At 56.3% G+C, this 22,550-nt stretch carries 20 protein-coding genes and 1 other RNA gene; 4 read left to right on the top strand and 17 right to left on the bottom strand.

Going from position 1 to position 22,550, the window contains the following annotated elements:
• Positions 1-143: 143 nt before the first annotated feature.
• From lpxC to rsmI, 17 genes are all read right to left on the bottom strand, one after another.
• Positions 144-1,055 (bottom strand): UDP-3-O-acyl-N-acetylglucosamine deacetylase, encoded by a 912-nt coding sequence (gene lpxC / locus HALO_RS14525; protein ID WP_035578460.1) that lies wholly within the window; start codon positions 1,053-1,055, stop codon positions 144-146.
• 135 nt (positions 1,056-1,190) lie between these two features.
• Complete coding sequence (gene ftsZ / locus HALO_RS14530) at positions 1,191-2,366, bottom strand: cell division protein FtsZ (protein ID WP_035578457.1); 1,176 nt, start codon at positions 2,364-2,366, stop codon at positions 1,191-1,193.
• A 34-nt stretch (positions 2,367-2,400) separates the two neighbouring features.
• Positions 2,401-3,690 (bottom strand): cell division protein FtsA, encoded by a 1,290-nt coding sequence (ftsA, locus tag HALO_RS14535; protein WP_035578454.1) that lies wholly within the window; start codon positions 3,688-3,690, stop codon positions 2,401-2,403.
• Between the two features lie 301 nt (positions 3,691-3,991).
• Positions 3,992-4,705, bottom strand: coding sequence for a cell division protein FtsQ/DivIB (locus HALO_RS14540; RefSeq protein ID WP_035578451.1), 714 nt, complete (start codon positions 4,703-4,705; stop codon positions 3,992-3,994).
• Positions 4,706-4,744: 39 nt separating this feature from the next.
• Complete coding sequence (locus HALO_RS14545; RefSeq protein ID WP_035578448.1) at positions 4,745-5,686, bottom strand: D-alanine--D-alanine ligase; 942 nt, start codon at positions 5,684-5,686, stop codon at positions 4,745-4,747.
• Entirely contained in the window at positions 5,683-7,128 is a 1,446-nt protein-coding gene (murC, locus tag HALO_RS14550; protein WP_035583244.1) for a UDP-N-acetylmuramate--L-alanine ligase, read from the bottom strand. The genes HALO_RS14545 and murC overlap by 4 nt, the downstream gene beginning before the upstream one ends.
• Positions 7,129-7,145: 17 nt before the next feature.
• Positions 7,146-8,243 (bottom strand): undecaprenyldiphospho-muramoylpentapeptide beta-N-acetylglucosaminyltransferase, encoded by a 1,098-nt coding sequence (gene murG, locus HALO_RS14555; RefSeq protein WP_261378016.1) that lies wholly within the window; start codon positions 8,241-8,243, stop codon positions 7,146-7,148.
• 33 nt (positions 8,244-8,276) lie between these two features.
• A complete protein-coding gene (gene ftsW / locus HALO_RS14560; RefSeq protein ID WP_035578442.1) occupies positions 8,277-9,458 on the bottom strand; it encodes a putative lipid II flippase FtsW in 1,182 nt (393 codons plus the stop codon).
• Complete coding sequence (gene murD, locus HALO_RS14565) at positions 9,455-10,843, bottom strand: UDP-N-acetylmuramoyl-L-alanine--D-glutamate ligase (RefSeq protein ID WP_035578439.1); 1,389 nt, start codon at positions 10,841-10,843, stop codon at positions 9,455-9,457. The genes ftsW and murD overlap by 4 nt, the downstream gene beginning before the upstream one ends.
• A gap of 58 nt (positions 10,844-10,901) precedes the next feature.
• Positions 10,902-11,984 (bottom strand): phospho-N-acetylmuramoyl-pentapeptide-transferase, encoded by a 1,083-nt coding sequence (gene mraY, locus HALO_RS14570; protein ID WP_050713572.1) that lies wholly within the window; start codon positions 11,982-11,984, stop codon positions 10,902-10,904.
• A 14-nt stretch (positions 11,985-11,998) separates the two neighbouring features.
• The gene (locus HALO_RS14575) at positions 11,999-13,351 is read right to left on the bottom strand and encodes a UDP-N-acetylmuramoyl-tripeptide--D-alanyl-D-alanine ligase (RefSeq protein ID WP_050713573.1); all 1,353 of its coding nucleotides are present in this window, start codon (positions 13,349-13,351) and stop codon (positions 11,999-12,001) included.
• On the bottom strand, positions 13,351-14,844 hold the full coding sequence (locus tag HALO_RS14580; protein ID WP_035578430.1) for a UDP-N-acetylmuramoyl-L-alanyl-D-glutamate--2,6-diaminopimelate ligase: 1,494 nt from the start codon (positions 14,842-14,844) through the stop codon (positions 13,351-13,353). Before HALO_RS14580 ends, HALO_RS14575 begins: the two co-directional genes overlap by 1 nt.
• A 17-nt stretch (positions 14,845-14,861) precedes the next feature.
• Complete coding sequence (locus tag HALO_RS14585; RefSeq protein ID WP_050713574.1) at positions 14,862-16,568, bottom strand: peptidoglycan D,D-transpeptidase FtsI family protein; 1,707 nt, start codon at positions 16,566-16,568, stop codon at positions 14,862-14,864.
• Positions 16,565-16,900 carry a cell division protein FtsL gene (ftsL, locus tag HALO_RS14590; RefSeq protein WP_035578423.1) on the bottom strand — a complete coding sequence of 112 codons (336 nt, stop codon included), beginning with the start codon at positions 16,898-16,900 and terminating at the stop codon, positions 16,565-16,567. Before ftsL ends, HALO_RS14585 begins: the two co-directional genes overlap by 4 nt.
• An 8-nt stretch (positions 16,901-16,908) precedes the next feature.
• The gene (gene rsmH / locus HALO_RS14595; RefSeq protein WP_035578420.1) at positions 16,909-17,865 is read right to left on the bottom strand and encodes a 16S rRNA (cytosine(1402)-N(4))-methyltransferase RsmH; all 957 of its coding nucleotides are present in this window, start codon (positions 17,863-17,865) and stop codon (positions 16,909-16,911) included.
• Positions 17,866-17,933: 68 nt separating this feature from the next.
• Positions 17,934-18,292, bottom strand: an RNA gene (rnpB, locus tag HALO_RS14600) — RNase P RNA component class A.
• Positions 18,293-18,324: 32 nt separating this feature from the next.
• On the bottom strand, positions 18,325-19,182 hold the full coding sequence (gene rsmI / locus HALO_RS14605; RefSeq protein ID WP_035578418.1) for a 16S rRNA (cytidine(1402)-2'-O)-methyltransferase: 858 nt from the start codon (positions 19,180-19,182) through the stop codon (positions 18,325-18,327).
• A 114-nt stretch (positions 19,183-19,296) separates the two neighbouring features.
• On the opposite strand from rsmI, the gene HALO_RS14610 reads away from it, so the two are divergent.
• The 4 genes from HALO_RS14610 to HALO_RS14625 all read left to right on the top strand — a co-directional run bounded on the left by HALO_RS14610 (position 19,297) and on the right by HALO_RS14625 (position 22,525).
• Positions 19,297-20,805, top strand: coding sequence for a penicillin-binding protein activator (locus HALO_RS14610; RefSeq protein WP_035578415.1), 1,509 nt, complete (start codon positions 19,297-19,299; stop codon positions 20,803-20,805).
• Positions 20,795-21,166, top strand: a complete 372-nt coding sequence (locus tag HALO_RS14615; RefSeq protein WP_035578413.1) for a YraN family protein — start codon at positions 20,795-20,797, stop codon at positions 21,164-21,166. Before HALO_RS14610 ends, HALO_RS14615 begins: the two co-directional genes overlap by 11 nt.
• 103 nt (positions 21,167-21,269) lie before the next feature.
• Positions 21,270-21,860, top strand: a complete 591-nt coding sequence (locus HALO_RS14620) for a phosphoheptose isomerase (RefSeq protein WP_035578410.1) — start codon at positions 21,270-21,272, stop codon at positions 21,858-21,860.
• 92 nt (positions 21,861-21,952) lie between these two features.
• On the top strand, positions 21,953-22,525 hold the full coding sequence (locus tag HALO_RS14625) for a BON domain-containing protein (protein WP_035578408.1): 573 nt from the start codon (positions 21,953-21,955) through the stop codon (positions 22,523-22,525).
• Positions 22,526-22,550 lie beyond the last annotated feature (25 nt).

A 22,550-nucleotide genomic window follows, 5' to 3' on the forward strand; every position in this document is an offset into this window, starting at 1 on the left:
ACGCATAAAGCACCGCCTAAGCGATGCTTTATTAACTTACCTGCCCAAGCGACTTGATTCCTATAAACTAGCTCGTATGATTTGATGCATATAACTTAGCTCAAATGATCTGGCTCATAGCGCTCGGATTAGCTGGCACAACATCAGGCCATAGCAGGCGCTGCATAAGAGATCGGCGCCACAGCCTTGTCTTCTTCAAAGGTAACGATTTCATACGCCTCTGGCTGCGCCAATAATTCGCGACACAGCTGGTTGTTTAGCGCGTGGCCAGACTTCACCCCACGGAACTCCCCGATTAAGCTATAACCCAACTGGTACAAGTCGCCAATCGCGTCTAACACTTTATGCTTAACAAACTCATCCTCGTAGCGTAGACCGCCTTCATTAACAATGCGGTAATCGTCCACCACAATAGCGTTATCTAAACTTCCGCCTAACGCCAGGTTGTTTGAGCGCAAAAACTCTAAGTCGCGCATAAAACCAAAAGTACGCGCTCGGGAAACTTCCTTGACGAAAGAGGTCGTCGAAAAATCGATCAGTGCGGTTTGCTTCTGCTGCTCAAAAACCGGGTGATCGAAGTCGATAGCAAACGAGACCTTGAACCCTTGATGGGGTAAGAAAACAGCTTCTTTATCGCCATCGGTCACCGCCACGCGGTGCTTGATACGAATAAATTTCTTCGCAGCGTCCTGTTCCAGGATACCCGCCGACTGAATCAAAAACACAAACGGGCTAGCGCTACCATCCATAATGGGCACTTCAGGTTCGCTAACGTCCACATAGGCGTTATCGATACCCAATCCAGCAAAGGCCGACATCAGATGCTCGACGGTGGCTACCTTGACCCCATCCAGAACCAGCGCAGTACACAATTTAGTGTCTTCCACCAATGCTGCCCGCGCGGGCACGTGTGCAACGGGATCCAGATCGGTTCTAACAAACACAATCCCCGTATTGGGCGGCGCCGGACGCAGAGCCAGATGGACTTTTTTGCCAGAATGCAGGCCCACTCCGGTGGCGCGAATGACGTTTTGCAGGGTGCGTTGTCTGATCATGGATAGTAGCCGAGCTCTGATGACGGTAATAACCGCAGGGGAAAAAGTTATCAAACAGTGTTCACTTTAACAGCAAACGAGCGTTTTAGCCAATAAAACGCTCGCTCGCTGCTGCAGTGAGCCAGATATCGAGAATCAATCCGCCTGGCGGCGTAGAAACGCGGGTATGTCCAGATAGTCATCGGCTTCAGCAGCGCGACGCTTTTCAGGACGAGGTTTTGCGGCCGTTTCAGGTGCTTCAGAGCGGGCCGTTGCCTGCTGACGCATCACCGTCGGCTGCTGCAGCTTGCGGTAATCCGACGACTCCGTCGCCGAACGACGCGCTGGCTCGCGGGCGGCCGTTTTAGGTTTTTGTCCATCTAAACCAGCAGCCACAACGGTGACACGCAGTTCATCGGACATTTCCATATCAATGGAGGTGCCCACAACGATAGTGGCGTCTGGAGAAGCGAACTCCTGCACGGTAGCGCCCACATCGTTGAACTCACCGATCGACAAATCGGGACCAGCAGTGATGTTGACCAAGATACCGCGCGCGCCGTGAAGATCGATATCTTCCAATAGCGGGCTACGGATAGCCTTCTCAGCAGCTTCACGAGCACGATTTTCGCCCGTGGCCCCACCGGTACCCATCATCGCCATGCCCATTTCAGACATAACGGTGCGCACATCGGCAAAGTCGACGTTGATGATGCCTGGGCTGGTAATCAGCTCTGCAATACCTTGCACAGCGCCCAGCAGCACATCGTTCGCCGCACTGAATGCCGTTAGCAACGTAGCATTCTTGCCCAGCACGGAAAGCAGTTTTTCATTGGGAATAGTGATCAACGAATCCACGTGCTCAGAGAGCTCTTTCATGCCCTCTTCAGCAGCGCGCATACGCTTTGGCCCTTCAAAGGGGAAGGGGCGCGTCACTACCGCGACGGTGAGAATCCCCAGCTCTTTGGCGACCTGAGCCACAACCGGGGCGCCTCCGGTACCGGTACCACCACCCATGCCAGCAGTGATAAAGACCATATCGGCCCCCACCAGCAATTCCGCAATCCGTTCGCGGTCTTCCATTGCTGCCTGGCGTCCCACGTCGGGATTGGCACCTGCGCCTAATCCTTTAGTGATTTCGCTACCCAATTGCAACACCGTCTTCGCTGCACAGCGTTTCAGCGCCTGGGCGTCCGTGTTAGCGCAGATAAACTCAACGCCTTCAATATTACTCTCGACCATGTGGTTAACAGCATTGCCGCCACCGCCGCCAACACCAACCACTTTGATGACCGCACTGCTCGAGGGTGCGTTATCTACTAATTCGAACATAAGCCCCGTCTCCTGAACCGCGCTTGCGGCCCTGTCAGAAATTTCCTTTGAACCAGCCTTTAATTCTTGCCAGCGCCGAATGGTCTTCCTTGATATCACGCCGGGCAAGCTCGTTGCGGCCCTTATGAGCTGCAACCACTCCCCCGTGGCTTCTTAGACCTTGCCCATGACGCGTTTCCTGCAAGGCATAATGCAGTAGCCCGACGCCTGTTGCATAAATGGGGTTATGAACGACATCCGCCAAACCTCTTACATTTTGCGGACATGCGATACGAACGGGCATATGGAAAATCTCTTCCGCCAATTCGCTAACCCCCTCCATGCGCGAGGTACCACCAGTAAGCACTATCCCAGCAGCCACCATGTCTTCATAGCCACTACGGCGCAATTCGTCTCTTATTAGCGTAAACAGCTCCTCATAGCGCGGTTCTACCACTTCAGCGAGCGCTTGACGCGATAGATCACGCGCAGGACGATCGCCTACGCTAGGTACTTTAATCATTTCATCGCTTGCGGCTAAATGGGTAAGCGCGCAAGCGTATTTAACTTTGATCTCTTCAGCGTGCTGCGTTGGTGTGCGCAGCGCCATGGCAATATCGTTAGTGACTTGGTCACCCGCGATAGGAATAACCGCCGTGTGGCGTATGGCGCCTTCACTGAAGATAGCCATATCGGTCGTTCCGCCGCCAATATCTACCATACAGACGCCAAGTTCACGCTCATCTTCAGTGAGCACTGCCATGCTTGAGGCCAGCTGCTCTAAGATAATAGCATCAACTTCTAAACCGCAGCGGCGTACACACTTCTCAATATTTTGCACCGCGTTTAATGCGGCCGTCACTAAGTGCACCTGCGCTTCCAAGCGCACTCCGGACATACCTAGCGGCTCACGTATACCGCCTTGAGCATCAATCGAGAACTCCTGGGGCAGCACATGCAGCACACGCTGACCTTCTGAAATGGCGCGCGCCCTTGCTGAGTCAATCACGCGTTCAATATCGGAGGGCGTTACTTCACGCTCTTTAATGGCCACAACGCCATCCGAATTCATTGAACTAATATGGCTACCGGCGACGCCAACGTATACCGAGTGGATATCACACCCGGCCATTAACTCTGCTTCTTCAACCGCCCGCTGGATAGACTGTACCGTTGATTCAATATTGATCACCACGCCACGTTTCATACCACGCGAAGGGTGCGAACCAATACCAGCAATTTCAATTCCGCCATCATCGGTAGGTTGACCGACTATCGCGACGACCTTGGACGTTCCAATGTCCAGCCCGACCACCATATTGGATGCGTTGGGTGAGCCTGCCATGAGTCGGGAAATCTCCTTGCGTCATTGTTAAAAATAAATATAAATAGGGTGACGCTTAACATTGAAGGCGTACTACCCGAAATAATCAGTGCTGTTTCTCAGACACTCGCTAATTGTCGATAGTCGAAATTAAAAACTATTTAACTCGTGTCTGGCCCATAGTATAGAAACAATAGTCGCAATACGACTAGTACAAAACCACAATAATAGGCTTGAAAAGCAATTTAAAGCCGATTATTGGCTTTTTCAACGATGGCAACCACTCACTTTTACACCTTATTTGCATCAAGTAATAGAAAAGTTACTCATCTTGCACCGCAAATTCACTTTCTCCATGCCACGCAACAGCAACACCGTTAGGGTAGCGTAGATCAATATAGCGAATCTGTTCGCTAAGAGAACTTAACTCCCGCTGCCATGAAGCCGATAAACGTGCTAAGCGTACTTCATGCTGTCGCCTCCCCAACATCACCCAAGCGCCATCGTTTAATTGCAGCCGCCAAGCACCGCGTGGCTCTAAACGAAGCTGAGTGAGTTCGAGCGATAATTGTTCGAAGTGGGATTTTAGCCGATGGTAATAGTTCAACACTTCTTCGCTGCTACCAGCGGGGCCTGCCAGATCAGGCATGCCTGACGGTGGCGTTAAAGGCGCAAAGGCGAAAGGCTCGCCATCAGGGTTAAGCAAGAAATCATCATTCCAGCGCGCGACGGGCTGCTGCTCAATGAGCTCAAACACCAGGGCGTTAGGCCACTCACGGGAGATGCGCACTTCGTTTAACCAGCCTACCTGTAGAGCCCGGTCGCGCAGCTCTCCCAGATCTGCCGACAGCCAAGTGGCATCGACCACCAGTGGGGCCAGTTGAGTGCGCAGATAGTCGGCGCTGACGTACTCCCATTCGCCACGAATAGACACCCGCTCAATAGGGCGATCTAGCCACAGCCAAAGCGCACGCCCGCCTGCCCCCATCAGCAGCGCCAGCAGGATAACTCCCAACCAAGCATTACGCCTTTTCATAAGGCACTTTTAATAAGGCGCTTTTAAATAAGTTATTGCTCATGCGGTGAACGGCTCGCCTGCGGTGTTGAGTATGTGCAGCACTAGATCATCAAAGCCAATACCCGCATGCGCCGCTGCTTGAGGCACTAAACTATGATCGGTCATGCCTGGCACCGTATTGACTTCCAATAACCAAAAACGCCCTTCGCTATCGCGCATGACATCAACCCGGCCCCAGCCTACCCCGCCTATGGCTGTAAACGCCTGCTGGCACAGCTCAGCCAGTGCTGCTTCATCCTCGGCAGATAAGCCGCAAGGCAAGTGGTACTGGGTGGTATTAGCGATATATTTGGCTTCGTAGTCGTAGAAGCCGCCGGGCACTTCAACACGGATGGCGGGCAACACCTGGTCACCTAGCAGCGCGACCGTATACTCGTCGCCCACTACAAAGCGCTCCGCCATCACGCGGGCGTCGAACTGGGCTGCCTCGCGGTAGGCCGCCTCAAGCGCTGCCTGACTTTTTACGATGCTAATTCCCAGCGTCGAGCCTTCGTGTACCGGCTTCACGATCAGCGGTAAGCCGAGCTGCGCGACGACCGCTGACCAGTCCGCTGTTTGATCCAGCATAATGCTTTCAGGGGTAGGCAGGCCAACTGCACTCCACACCTGTTTGGTGCGCTGCTTATCCATCCCCAGCGCCGAGGCCAGCACCCCGCTACCGGTATAAGCAATACCCAGCAGCTCTAATGCCCCCTGCAGGGTGCCGTCTTCCCCGCCGCGACCATGCAGGGCAACGAAGACCACCGAGGGAGCCAGTTGCTCTAAGCCTACCAAGCCGTTGTCTCGGGGGTCGTAGCCGCAGGCATCGACACCTTTACGCTGCAGCGCTTCAAGTACCGCCGCACCGCTTTTCAGCGAGACCTCGCGTTCCGCGGAGGTGCCGCCGTAAACAACCACGACTTTTCCAACAGAGTGGGGAGTTGCTACGTCGACGCTCACAGATCCACCTCGTTCATCGCTAGCTGTGCCTGAGCCAGACGCAGGGAGATCCCCCCCACATCACCGGCGCCCTGGGTAATTAAAATATCACCTGGGCGTAATACGTTGGTTAACAGCGCAGGCAATTCATGTTTATTCTCGACAAACAGCGGATCGACGTCACCGCGCTGGCGGATAGAGCCCGCCAAGGTGCGCCCCTCTGCGCCAGGAATCACCGCTTCACCGGCACTGTAAACATCAAGCAACACCAGCGTATCGACTTGAGAAAGCACGCGCACAAAATCTTCGTACAAATCGCGGGTACGGCTGTAGCGATGGGGCTGGTACAGCATGACCAGCCGACGCTCAGGCCAGCCTGCACGAATCGCTTGAATGACCATATCAACTTCGCGAGGATGGTGACCATAGTCGTCCACCAGCATGATGTCGCCGCCACCTTTAGGCGCAGGAAAGTGGCCGTGCACCTGAAAGCGACGCCCCACCCCGGCAAAGCCTGCCAAACCGCTCAAAATAGCCCTATCACTCACCCCGGCATCGGTGGCCACCACGATCGCCGCCATGGCGTTTAAGGCGTTATGGCGGCCCGGCATGGCCAAACGCACGTCTAACGGCGCGGCGCCACCAGGGCGTAGGGCTGTAAACGATACTTCACCGCCTTGCTGGGCAAAATCCACAATGCGGTAATCGGCATCGCTGTCAAACCCATAGGTCACAAACTGCCGTTTCACCTGTTCGCATAGCACACGCACGTGAGGGTCATCGATACACAGCACTGCCAACCCATAGAACGGCAAGTTGTGCAGAAATTCGATAAAGGTACTTTTCAGCCGCTCAAAATCACCACCGTAGGTAGCCATATGGTCTGCATCGATATTGGTGACAATCGAGACCATCGGCTGCAAGTGCAAAAACGATGCATCAGACTCATCGGCCTCGGCGACTAAATAGTCACCCTCCCCCAAGCGGGCATTAGCACCGGCGCTGGTCAGTTTGCCGCCAATCACAAAGGTCGGATCGAGCCCACCTTCGGCCAGCAGTGTCGCCGTTAAACTAGTCGTGGTGGTTTTGCCATGGGTGCCCGCCACGGCGATGCCGTGACGAAAGCGCATCAGTTCAGCAAGCATTTCAGCCCGACGCACTACCGGCACGCGGTGTTCATGAGCCCAGCGTATTTCCGGGTTGGTTTCATCAATGGCGCTGGACACGACCACCACATCGGCGCCTTCCACATTGGCCTCGGCGTGCCCGATCGCCACACTGACACCACATTGACGCAGGCGCTCCAAGACCGAAGAGTTTTTGGCATCACTACCGCTCACGGTATAGCCCTGATTCGCCAGCACCTCCGCAATACCACACATGCCCGCGCCACCAATGCCAACAAAATGGAGTCGGCGTATCCGACGCATGCCAGGGCCCGCAGCAGTCCGTGAAGGTGTCATGGTTTGGTCTGAATCGATCACACAGAGTCTCCTACCGGCACCATCGCCAAACACCCTTCAGCCAAGCGCTTCGTCGCGTCTAGATGCGCGGCCTGGCGTGCTTTTGACGCCATCGCAGCCAGGGTGTTTGGGACGAGCAATTGATTTAAAAATTCACTTAACCGCTCAACGGTTAGCTCAGACTGAACAACGCACTGGGCAGCACCTGCCTTGACGAGTACCTGGGCGTTGATGCGCTGATGGTCATCCACAGCAAACGGGAACGGCACCAGTAGCGCGGGCTTAGCCGCAGCCGCTAATTCAGCCACTGTCAGCGCACCAGCGCGGCACACCACTAAGTCAGCCCACTCGTAGGCGGCGGCCATATCGTCAATAAAAGGGCTAACCTCAGCGCTCACGCCGTGCTGCTGATAATTTTCAGCAGTGGCCGTTTCACGCTCCTTACCCGCCTGATGGCGCACCTGGGGACGCTGTTCGATAGGCAGTGCAGCCAGTGCGGGGGCCAAGCGCTCGTTAAGCGCGACAGCGCCGAGCGAACCACCCACCACCAGCAAACGTAGAGGCCGAGAAGAGAGTGTTTTCTCATCCCTCGGCGTGCTCCCCAAGGCGGCGATATCCTCCCGCACTGGGTTACCGACCACTTCGGCGCGCGCCCCAAAAGCCTCAGGGAAGGCAGCGTAGGTGCGCTTTGCCAGCCGCGACAGCACCCGGTTGGTCAGACCGGCTACGGCGTTCTGCTCATGGATCACCAGAGGAACACGGGCCAACCATGCAGCTAGCCCCCCCGGCCCACTGGCAAAACCGCCCAGGCCGACCACGACATGGGGCTTGAAGTCACCAATAACAGTGCGCGCCTGCAAAATCGCGCGGCTAAGGTTCAGTGGTGCTTTTAGCCAGCCCGTTAAACCGTTGCCGCGCAGCCCACTCACTGCAATGGTATGTAACTTAATTCCTGCCTCGGGCACCAGACGGTTTTCAATTCCCCGCGGGCTACCCAACCACTCAACATCGACCTGCTGTGCCTGCAAAGCCTTGGCAAGCGACAGCGCCGGGAACACGTGGCCGCCGGTACCACCGGCCATAATCAGTACTCGTCGCCTTACGTTCGTCGTCACATCAAACTCCTGATAACACCCAGCGGCATAGCGTTACGATAAACGCGGTTCATGGCGCGATTTATACGGGGTGGAGGCGCGCCGGGGCCGATGGCGTGTTTCGGCATCTGTACGCAGCAGCAGACCGACCATAATCCCCGTCACGAGGAGGCTAGAGCCGCCATAGCTCATCAGCGGCAACGTTAGCCCTTTAGTCGGCAACAGGCCAGAACTGACCGCCATGTTAATAAACGCCTGGGCGGCTACGACAAAACCGACCCCGTAGCTTACATAAGCGCCAAATAGATGCCCTGCCAGTTCAGCTTTGCGCCCTATCCACATAGCGCGGGTAATAAACAGCGTGAACAACAGCACGACGATAATCGCGCCGATCATGCCCAACTCTTCAGCGATTACGGCAAAGATAAAGTCGGTATGCGCTTCGGGCAGGTAATGCAGTTTTTGCACACTGTTACCCAAGCCAGTACCGGTGACGTGCCCCCGTCCGAAGGCGATTAACGCTTGGGTTAACTGGTAGCCGGTTGCAAACTGATCGGCCCAGGGGTCTAAAAAACTGGTCCACCGGGCCAGCCGGTAGGGTTCTATCAACACCATTACAACCGCCCCGGAGCCGAGCAGCAGCCCGCTGCCAACCAGCAGCACCAGCGAGGCACCGCACATCATCAGCATGCCAATCACGCAGACGGTAAAGACCACCATCCCGCCGAAATCAGGTGCTAAAAATAGCAGCCCAACCGGTACGGCCAGCACGGCCAGAGGGCGCCACATGCTGAACGCTCGGCGACGCAAATCGTAGGTAAAACGCGACATAAACGCCGCCATATAGAAAATCAGCCCGACTTTGGCAAATTCAGAGACCTGTAAACTCGGCAAGGGCCCCGGCAACGCTATCCAGCGCTTACTACCATTGATCTCCTGGCCAACAATCAGCACCAAAACCAATAGAAAAATAGTGGCGAGTAGAATTAGCGCTGCGTTTTGGCGCCACACTTCAAGCGGCACACAGAGCATAAATACGCAGGCGATGATGGCAAGCACCAGGAAAACGCCGTGCTGACGTGAGTAGTGATAGGTATCTTCCAGCAAGCCAATCGACGCCGAACTAACCATGACCCAACCCAAACCTGCCAAGGCAACCGCTGCCACGATGAGCCAGACATCGCAGGGTAAATCGCGCGTTGAAAGCGTCGCGCGAAGACGTTGAAGTCGACTCATAGTGCCCCCTCGCCTGTTGGTGATGCCTTTTGCTGCACCCAACGGCGAAATACGTTGCCGCGCTGCTGGTAGTTGGCAAACTGATCCAGGCTTGCGCAGGCGGGCGAAAGCAGCACGCAGTCACCAGGCTGGGCAAGCTCAAAGGCTGTCTGCATCGCCTGGGTTAAATCCTCTACCTGCTGAATACTAACGTGTTCAATCAATGCGTCGGCTAGCCGTGGGGCATCTAACCCGAATAACAGCACGTGACGTGCGCATTTTGAAAGAGGCTCGGCCAAGGGAGAAAAATCGGCGCCCTTGCCGACCCCGCCCGCCAATAAAATCAACCGCCCTTCCAGCGTAGCGCCAATGCCATTAATGGCCGCTAAGGTAGCGCCCACATTAGTACCTTTAGTGTCATTAACCCAGGTGACGCCGTTAATTTGCGCAATCACTTCACTGCGGTGCTCCAAGCCTTTAAATGCGCGCAGCGCGCTGCACATGGGCCCAGCCGCGAAACCCAACGCCTGGCCCATGGCCAGTGCCGCCAGGGCATTCAGGTAATGGTGCTGCCCGGCCATGTTTAACTCATCAATGGCCAGCCAGGGTGTTTTACCCTGCATTAATGTCAACTTATCGTGGTGAAGCGCCAGCCCCCACTCGCCCCCCTTAGGGGCAGCTTGAGTAAAGTAAGCCACTTGTGCCACTGACTGCTCAGGCCATGTCAGGGGCTCATCGGCATTCACCACGGCACTCTCTGCACCGATAAAAATACGTTGTTTTGCGGCGCGATAGCCATGCATATCCCCATGACGATCAAGGTGATCTTCGGATAAGTTCAGAAAAGCCGCACAGCTCGCACCAAGAGAGGGAGTCGTCTCAAGCTGAAAGCTTGAGAGCTCAAGAATATACAGCGCAGCACCAGGATGACTGGCCAATAGATCCAGAGCAGGCGTACCCAGATTACCGCCCACCGCCGCGTTGACACCGGCGGAAGCGGCCATTTCTCCCAGTAGCGTGGTGACCGTGGATTTGGCATTAGACCCGGTGATAGCGGCGATGGGGGCGTTAGCGGCACGTACAAAGAGGGCAATTTCGCCCACCACCCTCGGCTCGCCGGTGCGCGGATTAAGCTGATCCACCAGCTCTATCAAGCCCGGCATTCTCGGATCAAGACCAGGGCTAACGACTACCTCTTCAACATCACGTAGATCCAGCGACGTTAACGGGCCACAGTGAACTTCAACACCCGGATGAGCGGCTTTAAAGTCATCCAACCCCGGTGGCTCGGCACGTGTATCCGCCACCATGTAAGGCACCTTTAAGCGGCTTAAATGGCGACAAATGGCACGACCCGACAGCCCTAGCCCCACCACCAACGTTAAACCTTTAGCAACTTGAACCATCACAGGCTTCCTCTCGCCTCATGCTCACGACCAATAGCGGCACACATGGTCACCTGCATTAACGAATTTTGAGCGTTGCGAGGCCAAGCAGCACCAGCACCACGGTAATAATCCAAAAGCGCACGATAACCCGCGGCTCGGGCCAGCCTTTTAATTCATAGTGGTGATGCAATGGCGCCATGCGGAAGATGCGTCGCCCAGTGAGTTTATAGGAGCCCACCTGAAGAATGACCGATACCGTCTCCATGACAAAAATACCGCCCATGATAAACAGCACGATCTCCTGACGCACGATCACAGCCACCACGCCCAACGCAGCTCCCAGCGACAAGGCGCCTACGTCGCCCATAAAGACCTGGGCGGGATAAGTGTTGAACCATAAAAAACCCAGCCCGGCACCGGCAATAGTGGCACAAAAAACCGCCAACTCGCCGGTACCGGCAATAAACGGAATATGCAGGTACTCAGCAAACAGGGTATTGCCACTCGCATAAGCAAACACCGACAAGCCCATAGCGACCAGTACCGTGGGCATAATCGCCAAGCCATCAAGACCATCGGTCAAATTAACCGCATTGGAACTGCCCACAATCACAAAGTAGCTAAGCACGATATAGAAAACGCCCAACGGTAGTGCAACCTCTTTGAACATCGGCACTAACAAACTGGTTTCGACCGGCGTTGAGGCGCTCAAATAAAGCAGCACTGCCGCCCCCAGGCCAACGACTGACTGCCAGAAATACTTCCAGCGAGCGGGCAAGCCACGGGGGTTTTTCTCTACCACTTTGCGGTAATCATCGACCCAGCCAATGGCACCAAAGCCAAGCGTGACGCCTAATACCACCCAAATATACAGATTGGTGAGGTCACCCCATAGCAAGGTACTTATGGCGATAGCCAACAGGATCATCGCCCCACCCATGGTCGGAGTACCCGCCTTGGAAAGGTGCGACTGAGGACCATCGTCACGCACGGATTGGCCGATTTGGCCTTCGACCAGACGCCTGATCAYCCATGGCCCCAGCCATAAGCAGAGCATTAACGAAGTGAGAGCGCCTAAAATCACGCGCAGGGTTAAATAGTTGACTACCTGAAAATCAGATTGGTATTGCGACAGAAAATTCGCCAAGTGAAGTAACATGAACGGCGTTTACCTTATTTATCCGAACGCAGTGCATTGATGACATGTTCCATGCCCGCACTGCGCGACCCTTTCACCAGCAAGGTGGTGTCCGGCGGCAAAGTATTAGTGACATGACGCGTTAGCGCCTCGTGATCGTTAAAATGCAGCCCACGACCAAAGGCCTCGCTGGCGGGACCTGCGGCATCACCCAGCGTTAAAAACTGATCAATCCCTAGCTCAGCGGCGTAGCGGCCAATTTCCGCGTGCAGCGCTGCCGACTCGTCCCCCAGCTCACCCATCGCCCCTAACGCACACCAGCGTGGGGCTGGGAAACTTGCCAGGGTATCCAGGGCTGCTTTGACCGCCCCAGGGTTGGCATTGTAAGTGTCATCCAGCAACTTGGCCCCCCGCAAGCCAGGTACCACGGTTAACCTACCCGCTAGCGCAGGCAGCGCTGCCAGGCGCGCAATAATTTGCTCTGCCGACACACCCAGCGCTAATGCTGCTGCGGCGGCGGCCAAGGCATTACTGACATTATGTTTGCCGAGTAGCGGCAAACGCACCTGGCCCAGCGCCTGACCATGCTGCAGTAGCGTGAAAGCATACCGCCCTTGAGGATCACAGGAAAGCGCTGAGGCACTCACATCAGCCTGGGAGTGAAAGCCAAAACTGACAACTCGCCTTGGGGCCGCCCGAGAGGCCCAGAAGGTGTAGTAGTGATCATCGCGATTCAATATGGCCGTACCCTGCCCGTTCAGCCCAGCCAGCAGTTCACTTTTCGCCTGGGCGATCTGCCCCATGCCGCCAAACTCACCCACATGGGCACCGGTCACATTGGTAATAATCGCAATATCGGGGTGTGCCAGCGGCGCTGTCCAGGCGATCTCACCCAAATGATTAGCCCCTAGCTCTATCACGGCGGCTTTATGCTGCTGACGCAATCGCAACAGGGTCATCGGCGCGCCGAAATCATTGTTCAGATTCCCCTCGGTGGCTAGCACCTCCCCTAAAGGCGTCAACAGTGCAGCGCACATCTCCTTCACGGTGGTTTTACCGCTGTTGCCGGTGACTGCGACTAAGGGGCCTTGCCATGCACGCCGGTGCGCGCCGGCCAGTAGCCCTAGAGCTAAGCGCGTATCGGGGCACACCAGTTGGGGTAGGTCACTGGCAACAGGTGTGTCAACCAACGCTGCCACCGCGCCCAGCGCGTGAGCACGCTCAACAAAATCATGACCGTCAAAATTGCCACCTTTTAAGGCAACAAACAGGCAACCCGCCTCAATTTTACGGCTATCGGTAATCACCGCAGAGATAGTTAACCGGGCGCTTTCTGACGGTGCTTCAATACCGAGCGCCGCGGCTACTTGACCAAGATCCCAGTGCATTATTGGGCTCTCCGCAGGGCAAAGGCACGCTGAATCTCTTCACTATCGGTGTAGGGGTGGCGGACACCTTCGATCTCCTGATACGCCTCATGCCCTTTGCCAGCGATCAGCACCACATCCTGGGCACCAGCTTGTTTAATGGCCGCTGCCAAGGCTTCGCGGCGATCACCGATTTCAATGGGATGCGCGCTAGCCGAGAAGCCCGCCAAAATCTGCTCACGGATTTGCGCGGCGGGCTCGTGGCGCGGGTTATCATCGGTGATCACTATGCGATCCGCCAGCGGCTCGGCGGCCCTGGCCATTTCGGCGCGCTTACCTGTATCGCGTTCACCGCCGCAGCCAAAAACGCACCATAATTGACCCGCATCACCCAGGTGAGCGCGTAGCGCCTGCAGGGCACTTTTCAGGGCATCCGGCGTGTGGGCGTAATCAACCACTACGCTGGGAGCGCCAACATCGCCATACAGCTCCATGCGCCCCGGCACCGGCGTCAGCGCCATCGCTGCATCAAACAGCGCATCAAGGGGTTCGCCTAATCCGTACAACACGGCCATTGCCAGTAACACGTTATCTAAATTAAACCGCCCGATTAACTTTAAGCGCAGTATTTTCTCGCCGTCTGGGGTCGCAATCATCGCCTGCTGCCCCTGCTCAAACGCCTGCCAATCGAGCACCCGCAATGTCACGGCTTCGTCTTGCCCGGTGGCCAGCACGCGTACGCGGTTGCTGCAGCCGGCCAGCATTAAACGCGCCAAGGGATCATCACCGTTGACCACCGCCAAGCTAAGCTCAGAGCGTCTAAACAGCTTGGCCTTTGAAGCGGCGTAGGCGGCCATGCTGCCGTGGTAATCCAAGTGGTCACGGGTCAGGTTGGTAAACACCCCTACGCTGACGTTGACCGCTTCCAAACGGTACTGATCCAGGGCATGGGAAGAGGCCTCCAGAGCAACACGTGTTACCCCCTGCTGCGCCAGCTCTCCCAACGTCGCCTGCAGCGCCAGGGGCCCAGGCGTGGTTAGCCCGCTGTCGTTCAACTCGCCGGGGCGCCCCACACCCAAGGTGCCGACGAGGCCGGCAGGTGTGCCCAGGGCCTCGCTAAGGGCTGCGATGTAATGGGTCACCGAACTTTTACCATTCGTCCCCGTTACGGCAATGACTTCCAGCTCACCGGGCACCTTAAACAACGCTCGCCCTAGCTCTCCCAAGCGTGATGACAGATGCGGCAATGTCAGCACCCGCCCATCGAGCTGAACATCACTGTGCGCCCCCTGCGCTAAAACAAGCGCCGCACCGGCCTCAAGCGCTTGCTCGATAAAGTCGCGGCCATCACGCTGGCTGCCCGGCACGGCGACGAAAATATCCCCTTTGGCAAGCTTGCGCGAGTTCATCTCAATGCGCACCTGATCCGGCAGCTTAGGCAGATCAGCGGGCAGTGGTAACTTGGGCCATACTTTCGCAAGCGCCGTTAATACATCGCCTGGACTCAGCGTCATGCAATCTCCTTTAAAAGCTACTCCGCCTCGTGATCCGGCGGAACGTCTAACAAGCGTAAAGCATTCCCTGTCACACTGGAAAAAACCGGTGCGGCGACAGCGCCGCCGTAGAACTCGCCCGCCTTGGGATGATCAATCATTACCACAGTGACAATACGCGGATCAGAGATGGGGGCTATCCCGGCAAAAACGCTGCGGTAAGCATCGGTGGTATAACCTTGCAGGCCTACTTTACGCACTGTGCCCGTTTTACCGCCAACGCGATAGCCCTCTACACGGGCTCTGCGGCCACCGGTATAGGCCGCCACCGACGTTTCGAGAATATTCAGCAGATCATTGGCAACCGTCGGTTCGATCGCAGGAATACCCTGGGGTGGCTCAGAAAGGCGCAGCAACGAGGGTGGCAAACGCATGCCATCATTGGCTAACGCCGTGTAAGCACTGGCCAGTTGTACCGCTGACACAGACAAGCCGTAACCATAGGCGAGGGTCGCTCGCTCGCTGCGCGACCAGCGAACCGGCGACGGCAGGCTCCCCGTAGACTCGCCTGGAAAGCCGGTTCCGGGCGCCTGGCCCAAACCTAGCTGATTATACTTTTCCCAAATCGCCGTATCGCTTAACCGCAGCGCCAGGCGGGACATACCCACATTTGAAGAGTGTTCCAGAATGCCAGCCAAATCCAATTCGCCATAATTACGGAAATCGCGGATGGTGAACTGATCCAGCCGCATCCAGCCGGGCGAGGTGTCCACGATAGCGTTACGATCCACCACCCCACTTTCCAACACGGCGGCCATGGCCAATGGCTTCATCACCGAGCCCGGCKCGAACACATCTACCAGCGCCTGATTACGTAACCCGCGTGGATCAAGCCCCGCTCGATTATTAGGGTTATAGGAGGGTAAGTTAGCCATGGCCAAAACTTCCCCGGTGCGGGCATCCATCATTACCAGCACGCCGCCATCAGCCTCATTCTCAGCCACCGCGGCGCGCAGCTCACGGTAGGCCATATATTGAATACGCTGATCAATGGAGAGGGTCAGTTCGCCCCCCGGCTGGGCTTCGTTAATCACTCCCAGCTCGCGCACCAGCCGCCCACGGCGATCCTTAATAACCCGCCGTTGACCTGGGCGGCCCGCTAGGTAAGGCTGATAGGAGAGCTCTAGCCCCTCCTGACCGACATCATCCACATTGGTAACCCCCAGCAACTGGGCGGCGACCTCACCGGCAGGATAGTAGCGTTTATATTCGCGTTGCGGATATACGCCGGGCGTGCGCAGGTTAAGTATCTGCTGGGCCGCCGCGGGGGTCATCTGACGGCGCAAATACATGAACTCATGTTCACTAAAGCGCGCCACCCGAGACTCAAAGTCGCTTAACGTCATACCCAACGCCTGGGCTAACATAACGCGCTGAATGGCATCATCGGGTAATTCTTGCGGGTTGGCCCAAAGAGTCACCACTGGCGTGGAAATAGCCAACGGCTCGCCATTACGGTCAGTAATCATGCCGCGGTGGGCGGGGATCGTTTCGTGACGGAGGGTACGTGCGTCACCCTGGCTTTGCAGAAAGGGGCGGTCAATGACCTGAAGCAAGGTAATGCGGCCAATCAAAATAATAGATGCCAAGCCAATGGCAACCAGCATAAACATGAACCGCCCGCCGCCGAGAGGGGGCGCAATCGGAGCCTGGCGGGAGGTACCGCCTCGACGTTCGTTTCTCATGGCCGAATCACCTCAACATCATGGACGTCGGGGATTCGCATACCCAGGCGATCAGTGGCAATTTGTTCAATGCGGGCAGGCGTTGACCATGCGCCCTCCTCAAGCAGCAGCTGTCCCCACTCCGTTTGCAGCTGGTTCTCTTCCTGCTCCAGCTGTTGCAGCTGAGCAAATTGAACCCGCGTCATATGGGTAGTGACGACCACACCTAGCCCGGAAGCCATGCAGAGTAGAAACAACAGCGTAATAACTACCGGCCAGGTGCGTAGGCGCAGCCTGAAAGGCCATTCGGTGCGTAGCGTGGTCGCCCACTGCTCAATCCGATCCATGCTCATGATGATATTTACATCCGTTTGCGTGCAGCCCGCATGACAGCACTGCGTGCGCGAGGGTTTGCATCCACTTCCTCCTCGCTGGGACGCACGCCTTTGCCCAGCGCTTCAAGCCGCCGATTCAGCTGATCGTCGCGAATAGGCACTCCACGCGGTAGGTCGGTATCGCCGCGCACATGATGGCGAATAAAGCGCTTCACACGGCGATCTTCCAGGGAATGAAAACTGATCACCACTAAGTGACCACCCGGCGCCAACGCCTCAAGCGCGGCGTCTAAAGCACTGTCTAACTGCTCCAACTCGCCGTTGACGAAAATACGCAGGCCCTGAAACGCCTTGGTTGCTGGGTGGCGTCCCTTCTCCCAGGCGGGGTGGGCAACTTTTAATACTTCCGCTAAATCCACCGTATGGGTAAACGGCTTCTCAACCCGACGAGTCACAACGGCGCGGGCCAAACGCTTGGCATAGCGCTCTTCGCCGTAAGTTTTCAACACATAGGCAATATCTGCTTCGCTGGCACGGGCCAGAAAATCAGCCACGCTTTGCCCCTGGGTAGGATCCATACGCATATCCAGCGGGCCATCACGCATAAAGCTGAAGCCGCGCTCGGGGTCATCAAGCTGGGGAGACGAAACGCCGACATCAAGCAGCACCCCAGAAAGCTTGCCGAACACGCCCTGTTCGCGGGCAAACTCGGCAAGCTGAGCAAATTCGCGCTGGGTAATCAGGAAGCGTGGATCGGCTATTTCAGCAGCGGCGGCAATCGCCTGGGGATCACGATCCATAGCCAGTAGCTGGCCCTGGGCATCCAGACGATCAAGAATAACCCGTGAGTGACCGCCCCTCCCGAAAGTACCGTCCAGATAGATGCCCTGCGCATCATGAACCAAGGTATCGACAGCACCCTCCAGTAGTACGCTGGTATGGCGAAAGCGGGGAGCAACCTGTTCAGCGTCAGGAGAAGGCATGTTTTTCTCACACAAGATGATAGTGACAGCGTAATAAAGAGCGTGGGTGCACGCTCTGGTACGTAATATGGGGGAGTCGGCCGATAAGCCGGGTTCTGTCGTGGACAGCCATTCCTCTAGGCGCTGCGTTACCACAGCGCTCAAGCAACCTACCCGGATCCAGCGCGGGCCACGCCATTGGATCCCTATTTGGTCTTGCTCCGAGTGGGGTTTACCATGCCACGCACTGTTGCCAGGCGCGCGGTGCGCTCTTACCGCACCCTTTCACCCTTACCGGCCCCGGAGGGCTTAGGCGGTCTACTCTCTGCTGCACTTTCCGTCGGCTCACGCCGCCCAGGCGTTACCTGGCACTCTGCCCTATGGAGCCCGGACTTTCCTCCCCCAACACCTTTTGAGGGGTATTAGCGGCGACTGTCTGGCCAACTCCGGCGGCAAGCATACCAGCGCCCTCGACTAGCCTCAATGCTCACCTTTAATTGCTTGCAAGCGCGCGTACCAAGTCTGCTTGCGACCACCGAGCATTCGCGCCGCAATTGCAGCGCCCTGTTTGACGCCAACCCCCTCGGCCAACAGCGTTTCTAACAACGCATCCGCTGATATAGCCTGATGCTCACTCTGCTCGACCGGCGGGGCGCCGGCGACAATGACCACAAATTCGCCGCGAGCCTGATTAGGATCAGCGGTCAACTGCGCCAATAGCGACGCAGGGGTACCGTGCAGAAACGTTTCGAAGGTTTTGGTTAGCTCACGCGCCAATACCACATCGCGATCCGCCATTTGCTCCTGCAGTGCCTCAAGAGTGTGCACGATACGGTGAGGTGATTCATAAAACACCAGCGTCTCTTCGCGGGTTTTCCAACCGTCCAACGCTTGGCGACGCGCGCCTGGCTTGGCGGGCAGAAAACCCGCAAACACAAAGCGGTCTGTCGGCAAGCCCGCGCCTGAAAGTGCAGTAATCAGCGCGCAGGGGCCCGGAATGGGCACTATATGGCGATTGCGTGCCCGTAACTCGCGCACCAACACAAAACCTGGGTCGCTAATTAACGGTGTTCCGGCATCGCTGATCAGGGCAATATCCTCACCTGCTGCAAGGTAACTATCCAGGGTATCCACCCGGCGCGCTTCGTTGTGCTCGTGCAAAGAAAGCATGGGCTTATTCAGCCCCAAGTGCGCCAACAGGCGCCCACTGTGGCGGGTATCTTCAGCCGCAATACGCGAAACTTGTCCTAACACCCGAGCGGCACGCGCGGTTAAGTCATCCAAATTCCCAATTGGCGTGGCAACCACGTACAATGTGCCCGGATTATCGTCTGTCATTGTTGACTCTCAATTCGTTGATGGCTTGCCCTGCTGGTGCGCTATGCTTGTGCAGTGGCTTTGTCAATCGCTGACAAGCAGCGACAGCGCAAATGGAAACCTAAGGAAGGATACATGAAACAGTCATTACGTGGCTTACTCGCCGCTGCCCTCATGGCATTTCTGGTTGCTGGCTGTGCGATGCAATCGCCTAGCGTGGTAGATCGTGCGCCCGATGAAGATCCCGGCCAGCTACTCAGCCAAGCCGAACAGCAAGCACCAGAACAGGCCGCCAAGACACGCTTGGAAGCGGCTAATATTCTGGCCCGCCAAGGTGAGCGCGACAGAGCCTTTGAAACCGCCGACGGGATCGATGAAAGCCTGCTATCAGAACCGGATCGTGTCCGTTGGGCGCTGCTCTTTTCCGAACTCGCCCGCGCCCTGAATGAGCCGCGCGCCGTACTTCGTGCAGCACAAGTGCTTGACGACGAACTACCGATGCAGGCCAATCAGCAAGAGAGGCTTGCAGAGCGCCAACGCTGGGCCCGCGAGGCACTTGATCAGCCCAGCGATGCCGTTAGCGTTGCGCTACCAGAGCTCGAGGGCCAGGAAATACGCCGCATTGTGGTTGCGCTGCCTGAATCAGGCCCGCTGAGTAGTGTTGCCAACACGATCGCCACGGCCATGCGTCAGCACCATGATGTCAAAGGTAGCAATGTCGAGTTGAGCTTTCTGGACGCCTCGCGCTACTCGATGGATGAGCTTTATGACCGCGCCCAGCAGATGAATGCGCAACTGATTATTGGCCCGCTAGACAAGGATCAAGTCACCCAGCTAGAGCAGCGCGATAGCGTACCGCTCCCGACACTGGCACTCAACTATGGCAGCGGCGAAAGCAACCAAGCCCAGCGCCTGTTCCAGTACGGCCTTTCGGCTGAAGACGAAGCGCGTCAAGTCGCTCGCCGCGCCTGGCAGGATGGACACCGCCAAATGTCCATGATGGTACCGGATAACGGCTGGGGTCGCCGCGTAGGTGAAGCCTTCTGGAATGAGTGGCACAGCCAGGGCGGCGAGATCACTAACGCCGTACGCTACAACCCCGAGAGCTCGGTCTCCAATGCCGTACAAACGGCTCTCAATGTCAGCGGTGATCGTGCTCGCCTAAGCAATATTGACGCTCTGTTCCTGCTCGCCTTGCCTGAGTATGCCCGCCAGGTGCCCCCGACCATGGATTACTACTACGCCCCCGACCTACCTATCTATGCTACCTCACACTTGCATGAAGGACGCTTGCAGACGCGCCTTGACCAAGATCTAAACGATGTCATGTTTGTGGATATCCCCTGGCAGATCCCCGATGCCGCTGTGGGCGGCGAAGAGGCCCTGCCCTTTGCATCTACCTATCAAAGCCTGCGCGACGAATCCGATGCTTCTATGTTCCGCCTAATGGCCATGGGCGTAGATGCTTACGAACTGGCCATCCGCTTTTCCGATCTGGGCGAGCTTAATGGCCTTAATGGTAGCACCGGTACTCTCTACCTGAGTGGCGACGGGCGCATCTACCGCGAGTTGCCCTGGGCCAAATTCCAGAACGGTGTGCCTTCGCCCATTTTAATCCCAAACCTGGTCGACAGTGACGACTAACGCCCACACTGCCCGCGCCCGCGGTGCAGCCATTGAGCAAATTGCCGCTCAATGGCTGCGCCAGCAGGGGCTCACCCTGATCACGCAGAATCATTACGTGAAAGGGGGTGAGCTTGACTTGATAATGCGAGATGGCGATATTCTTGTCTTTATTGAGGTCAAACACCGTACGACGACGCGCTACGGGCATCCACTGGAAACCGTCACTTACCAAAAACAGCAGCGCCTGGTGCGTGCGGCACGGCTTTATATCGCCCGCGGCGGGCTTTCATCGCCTTGCCGCTTTGATATTCTGGCGATAACGGGCAAGCCACCCAACCTTGAATTTGACTGGGTGAAAGCTGCCTTTGATGCCTTTTGACGGTTTTTAAAAGCTGTTTTTAAAACTATTTGTAATAACCATTTTTTTAAAAGCTGCCTTTAAAAACACTCATTAACACTCTCATTTTACCAGGAAGCCCCTGATGGACTTTCAATCTCGGATACTCGACCACTTCAACGCCAGCATCGACACCAAGACCTACGCCAGCGAAGTACTTCCGCCGTTTATTGAAGTGGCCAGCCAAATGATGGTGCAGTGCCTTGTCAGCGAAGGAAAAATTCTCACCTGCGGCAATGGCGGCAGCGCCGGTGACAGCCAGCACTTCTCCTCAGAACTGCTCAACCGTTTTGAACGTGAACGCCCCAGCCTACCCGCACTGGCCCTGACTACCGACACCTCTACGCTAACCTCAATTGCCAACGACTATAGCTATAATGAGGTGTTTTCAAAGCAAATTCGCGCCTTAGGGCAGCCAGGTGATGTATTGTTGGCTATCTCCACCAGCGGTAATTCAGGCAACATTGTGCAGGCCATTCAAGCCGCCCATGATCGCGACATGACCGTGGTTGCGCTTACTGGCCGCGATGGTGGCGATATGGCGTCGCTATTAGGCCAGGATGACTGCGAGATTCGCGTCCCGGCAACATCGACGGCGCGCATTCAGGAGGTTCACCTACTGGTGATTCACTGTTTATGCGATCTTATCGATGAACAGCTGTTTGGCAGCGCCTAATCACTTTATTAGCGCGTTGTCACGCAGGATATTGTTTAACTGAACGTTTTTACAACCCATGCTCTATCTGCCAGCACTAAGGAGTCATACCGATGACCCAACGCCTCTCCCCCCGCGGCTTACTGGTCGCTGTGCTTTGCGCAGCACTCTTCATCACTGGCTGCGCCAATAACTCAGCCTCCAATCAGTCCAACTATGCCCAACGTAGTGACGATGTTGAAGCCGTCGATACCACCATCGAACGTGAAGTCGGTCGCGCTCTGGAACGCGCCGATGCACGTCTAGCCGATGCCCGCATTCATGCCCATAGCTATAACGGGGTTGTACTACTGGTGGGGCAAGTGCCTAGCGAAGAGCTTCGCGATATGGCGGAAGACGTCACTAGCCAGTTACGCGGCGTTAATCGGGTTCATAACGAGCTAACCATCGCCGCTAATCTACCCACAAGCCAACGCCTAGCCGACACCTGGCTCACCACCAATGTAGTTAGCCAACTAGCCACCAATGACCGCATCGACTCTTCAAAAATAAAAGTCACTTCTGAAAATGCCAGCGTTTATCTAATGGGCCGCGTTACCCGCGAAGAGGCTGATCGCATTGTCAACGCAGCCTCCTCGGTGGGCGGCGTACAGCGTATCGTAAAGGTATTTGATTACCTCGACTAAGCATCACGCCAAGGCACTCTATTAG

This window comes from Halomonas sp. R57-5 (genome assembly GCF_900070345.1).
Lineage (GTDB): Bacteria > Pseudomonadota > Gammaproteobacteria > Pseudomonadales > Halomonadaceae > Vreelandella > Vreelandella ventosae_B.

Bases quoted from the DNA above. Each gene is read 5' to 3' on its own strand.
- rsmI (WP_035578418.1), bottom strand. From the start codon at position 19,182: ATGACAGACGATAATCCGGGCACATTGTACGTGGTTGCCACGCCAATT.
- HALO_RS14575 (WP_050713573.1), bottom strand. From the start codon at position 13,351: ATGCACTGGGATCTTGGTCAAGTAGCCGCGGCGCTCGGTATTGAAGCA.
- murC (WP_035583244.1), bottom strand. From the start codon at position 7,128: ATGACACCTTCACGGACTGCTGCGGGCCCTGGCATGCGTCGGATACGC.
- ftsW (WP_035578442.1), bottom strand. From the start codon at position 9,458: ATGAGTCGACTTCAACGTCTTCGCGCGACGCTTTCAACGCGCGATTTA.
- ftsL (WP_035578423.1), bottom strand. From the start codon at position 16,900: ATGAGCATGGATCGGATTGAGCAGTGGGCGACCACGCTACGCACCGAA.
- ftsZ (WP_035578457.1), bottom strand. From the start codon at position 2,366: ATGTTCGAATTAGTAGATAACGCACCCTCGAGCAGTGCGGTCATCAAA.
- HALO_RS14625 (WP_035578408.1), top strand. From the start codon at position 21,953: ATGACCCAACGCCTCTCCCCCCGCGGCTTACTGGTCGCTGTGCTTTGC.
- HALO_RS14580 (WP_035578430.1), bottom strand. From the start codon at position 14,844: ATGACGCTGAGTCCAGGCGATGTATTAACGGCGCTTGCGAAAGTATGG.
- lpxC (WP_035578460.1), bottom strand. From the start codon at position 1,055: ATGATCAGACAACGCACCCTGCAAAACGTCATTCGCGCCACCGGAGTG.
- ftsA (WP_035578454.1), bottom strand. From the start codon at position 3,690: ATGGCAGGCTCACCCAACGCATCCAATATGGTGGTCGGGCTGGACATT.
- HALO_RS14610 (WP_035578415.1), top strand. From the start codon at position 19,297: ATGAAACAGTCATTACGTGGCTTACTCGCCGCTGCCCTCATGGCATTT.
- HALO_RS14620 (WP_035578410.1), top strand. From the start codon at position 21,270: ATGGACTTTCAATCTCGGATACTCGACCACTTCAACGCCAGCATCGAC.
- HALO_RS14540 (WP_035578451.1), bottom strand. From the start codon at position 4,705: ATGAAAAGGCGTAATGCTTGGTTGGGAGTTATCCTGCTGGCGCTGCTG.
- rsmH (WP_035578420.1), bottom strand. From the start codon at position 17,865: ATGCCTTCTCCTGACGCTGAACAGGTTGCTCCCCGCTTTCGCCATACC.
- murD (WP_035578439.1), bottom strand. From the start codon at position 10,843: ATGGTTCAAGTTGCTAAAGGTTTAACGTTGGTGGTGGGGCTAGGGCTG.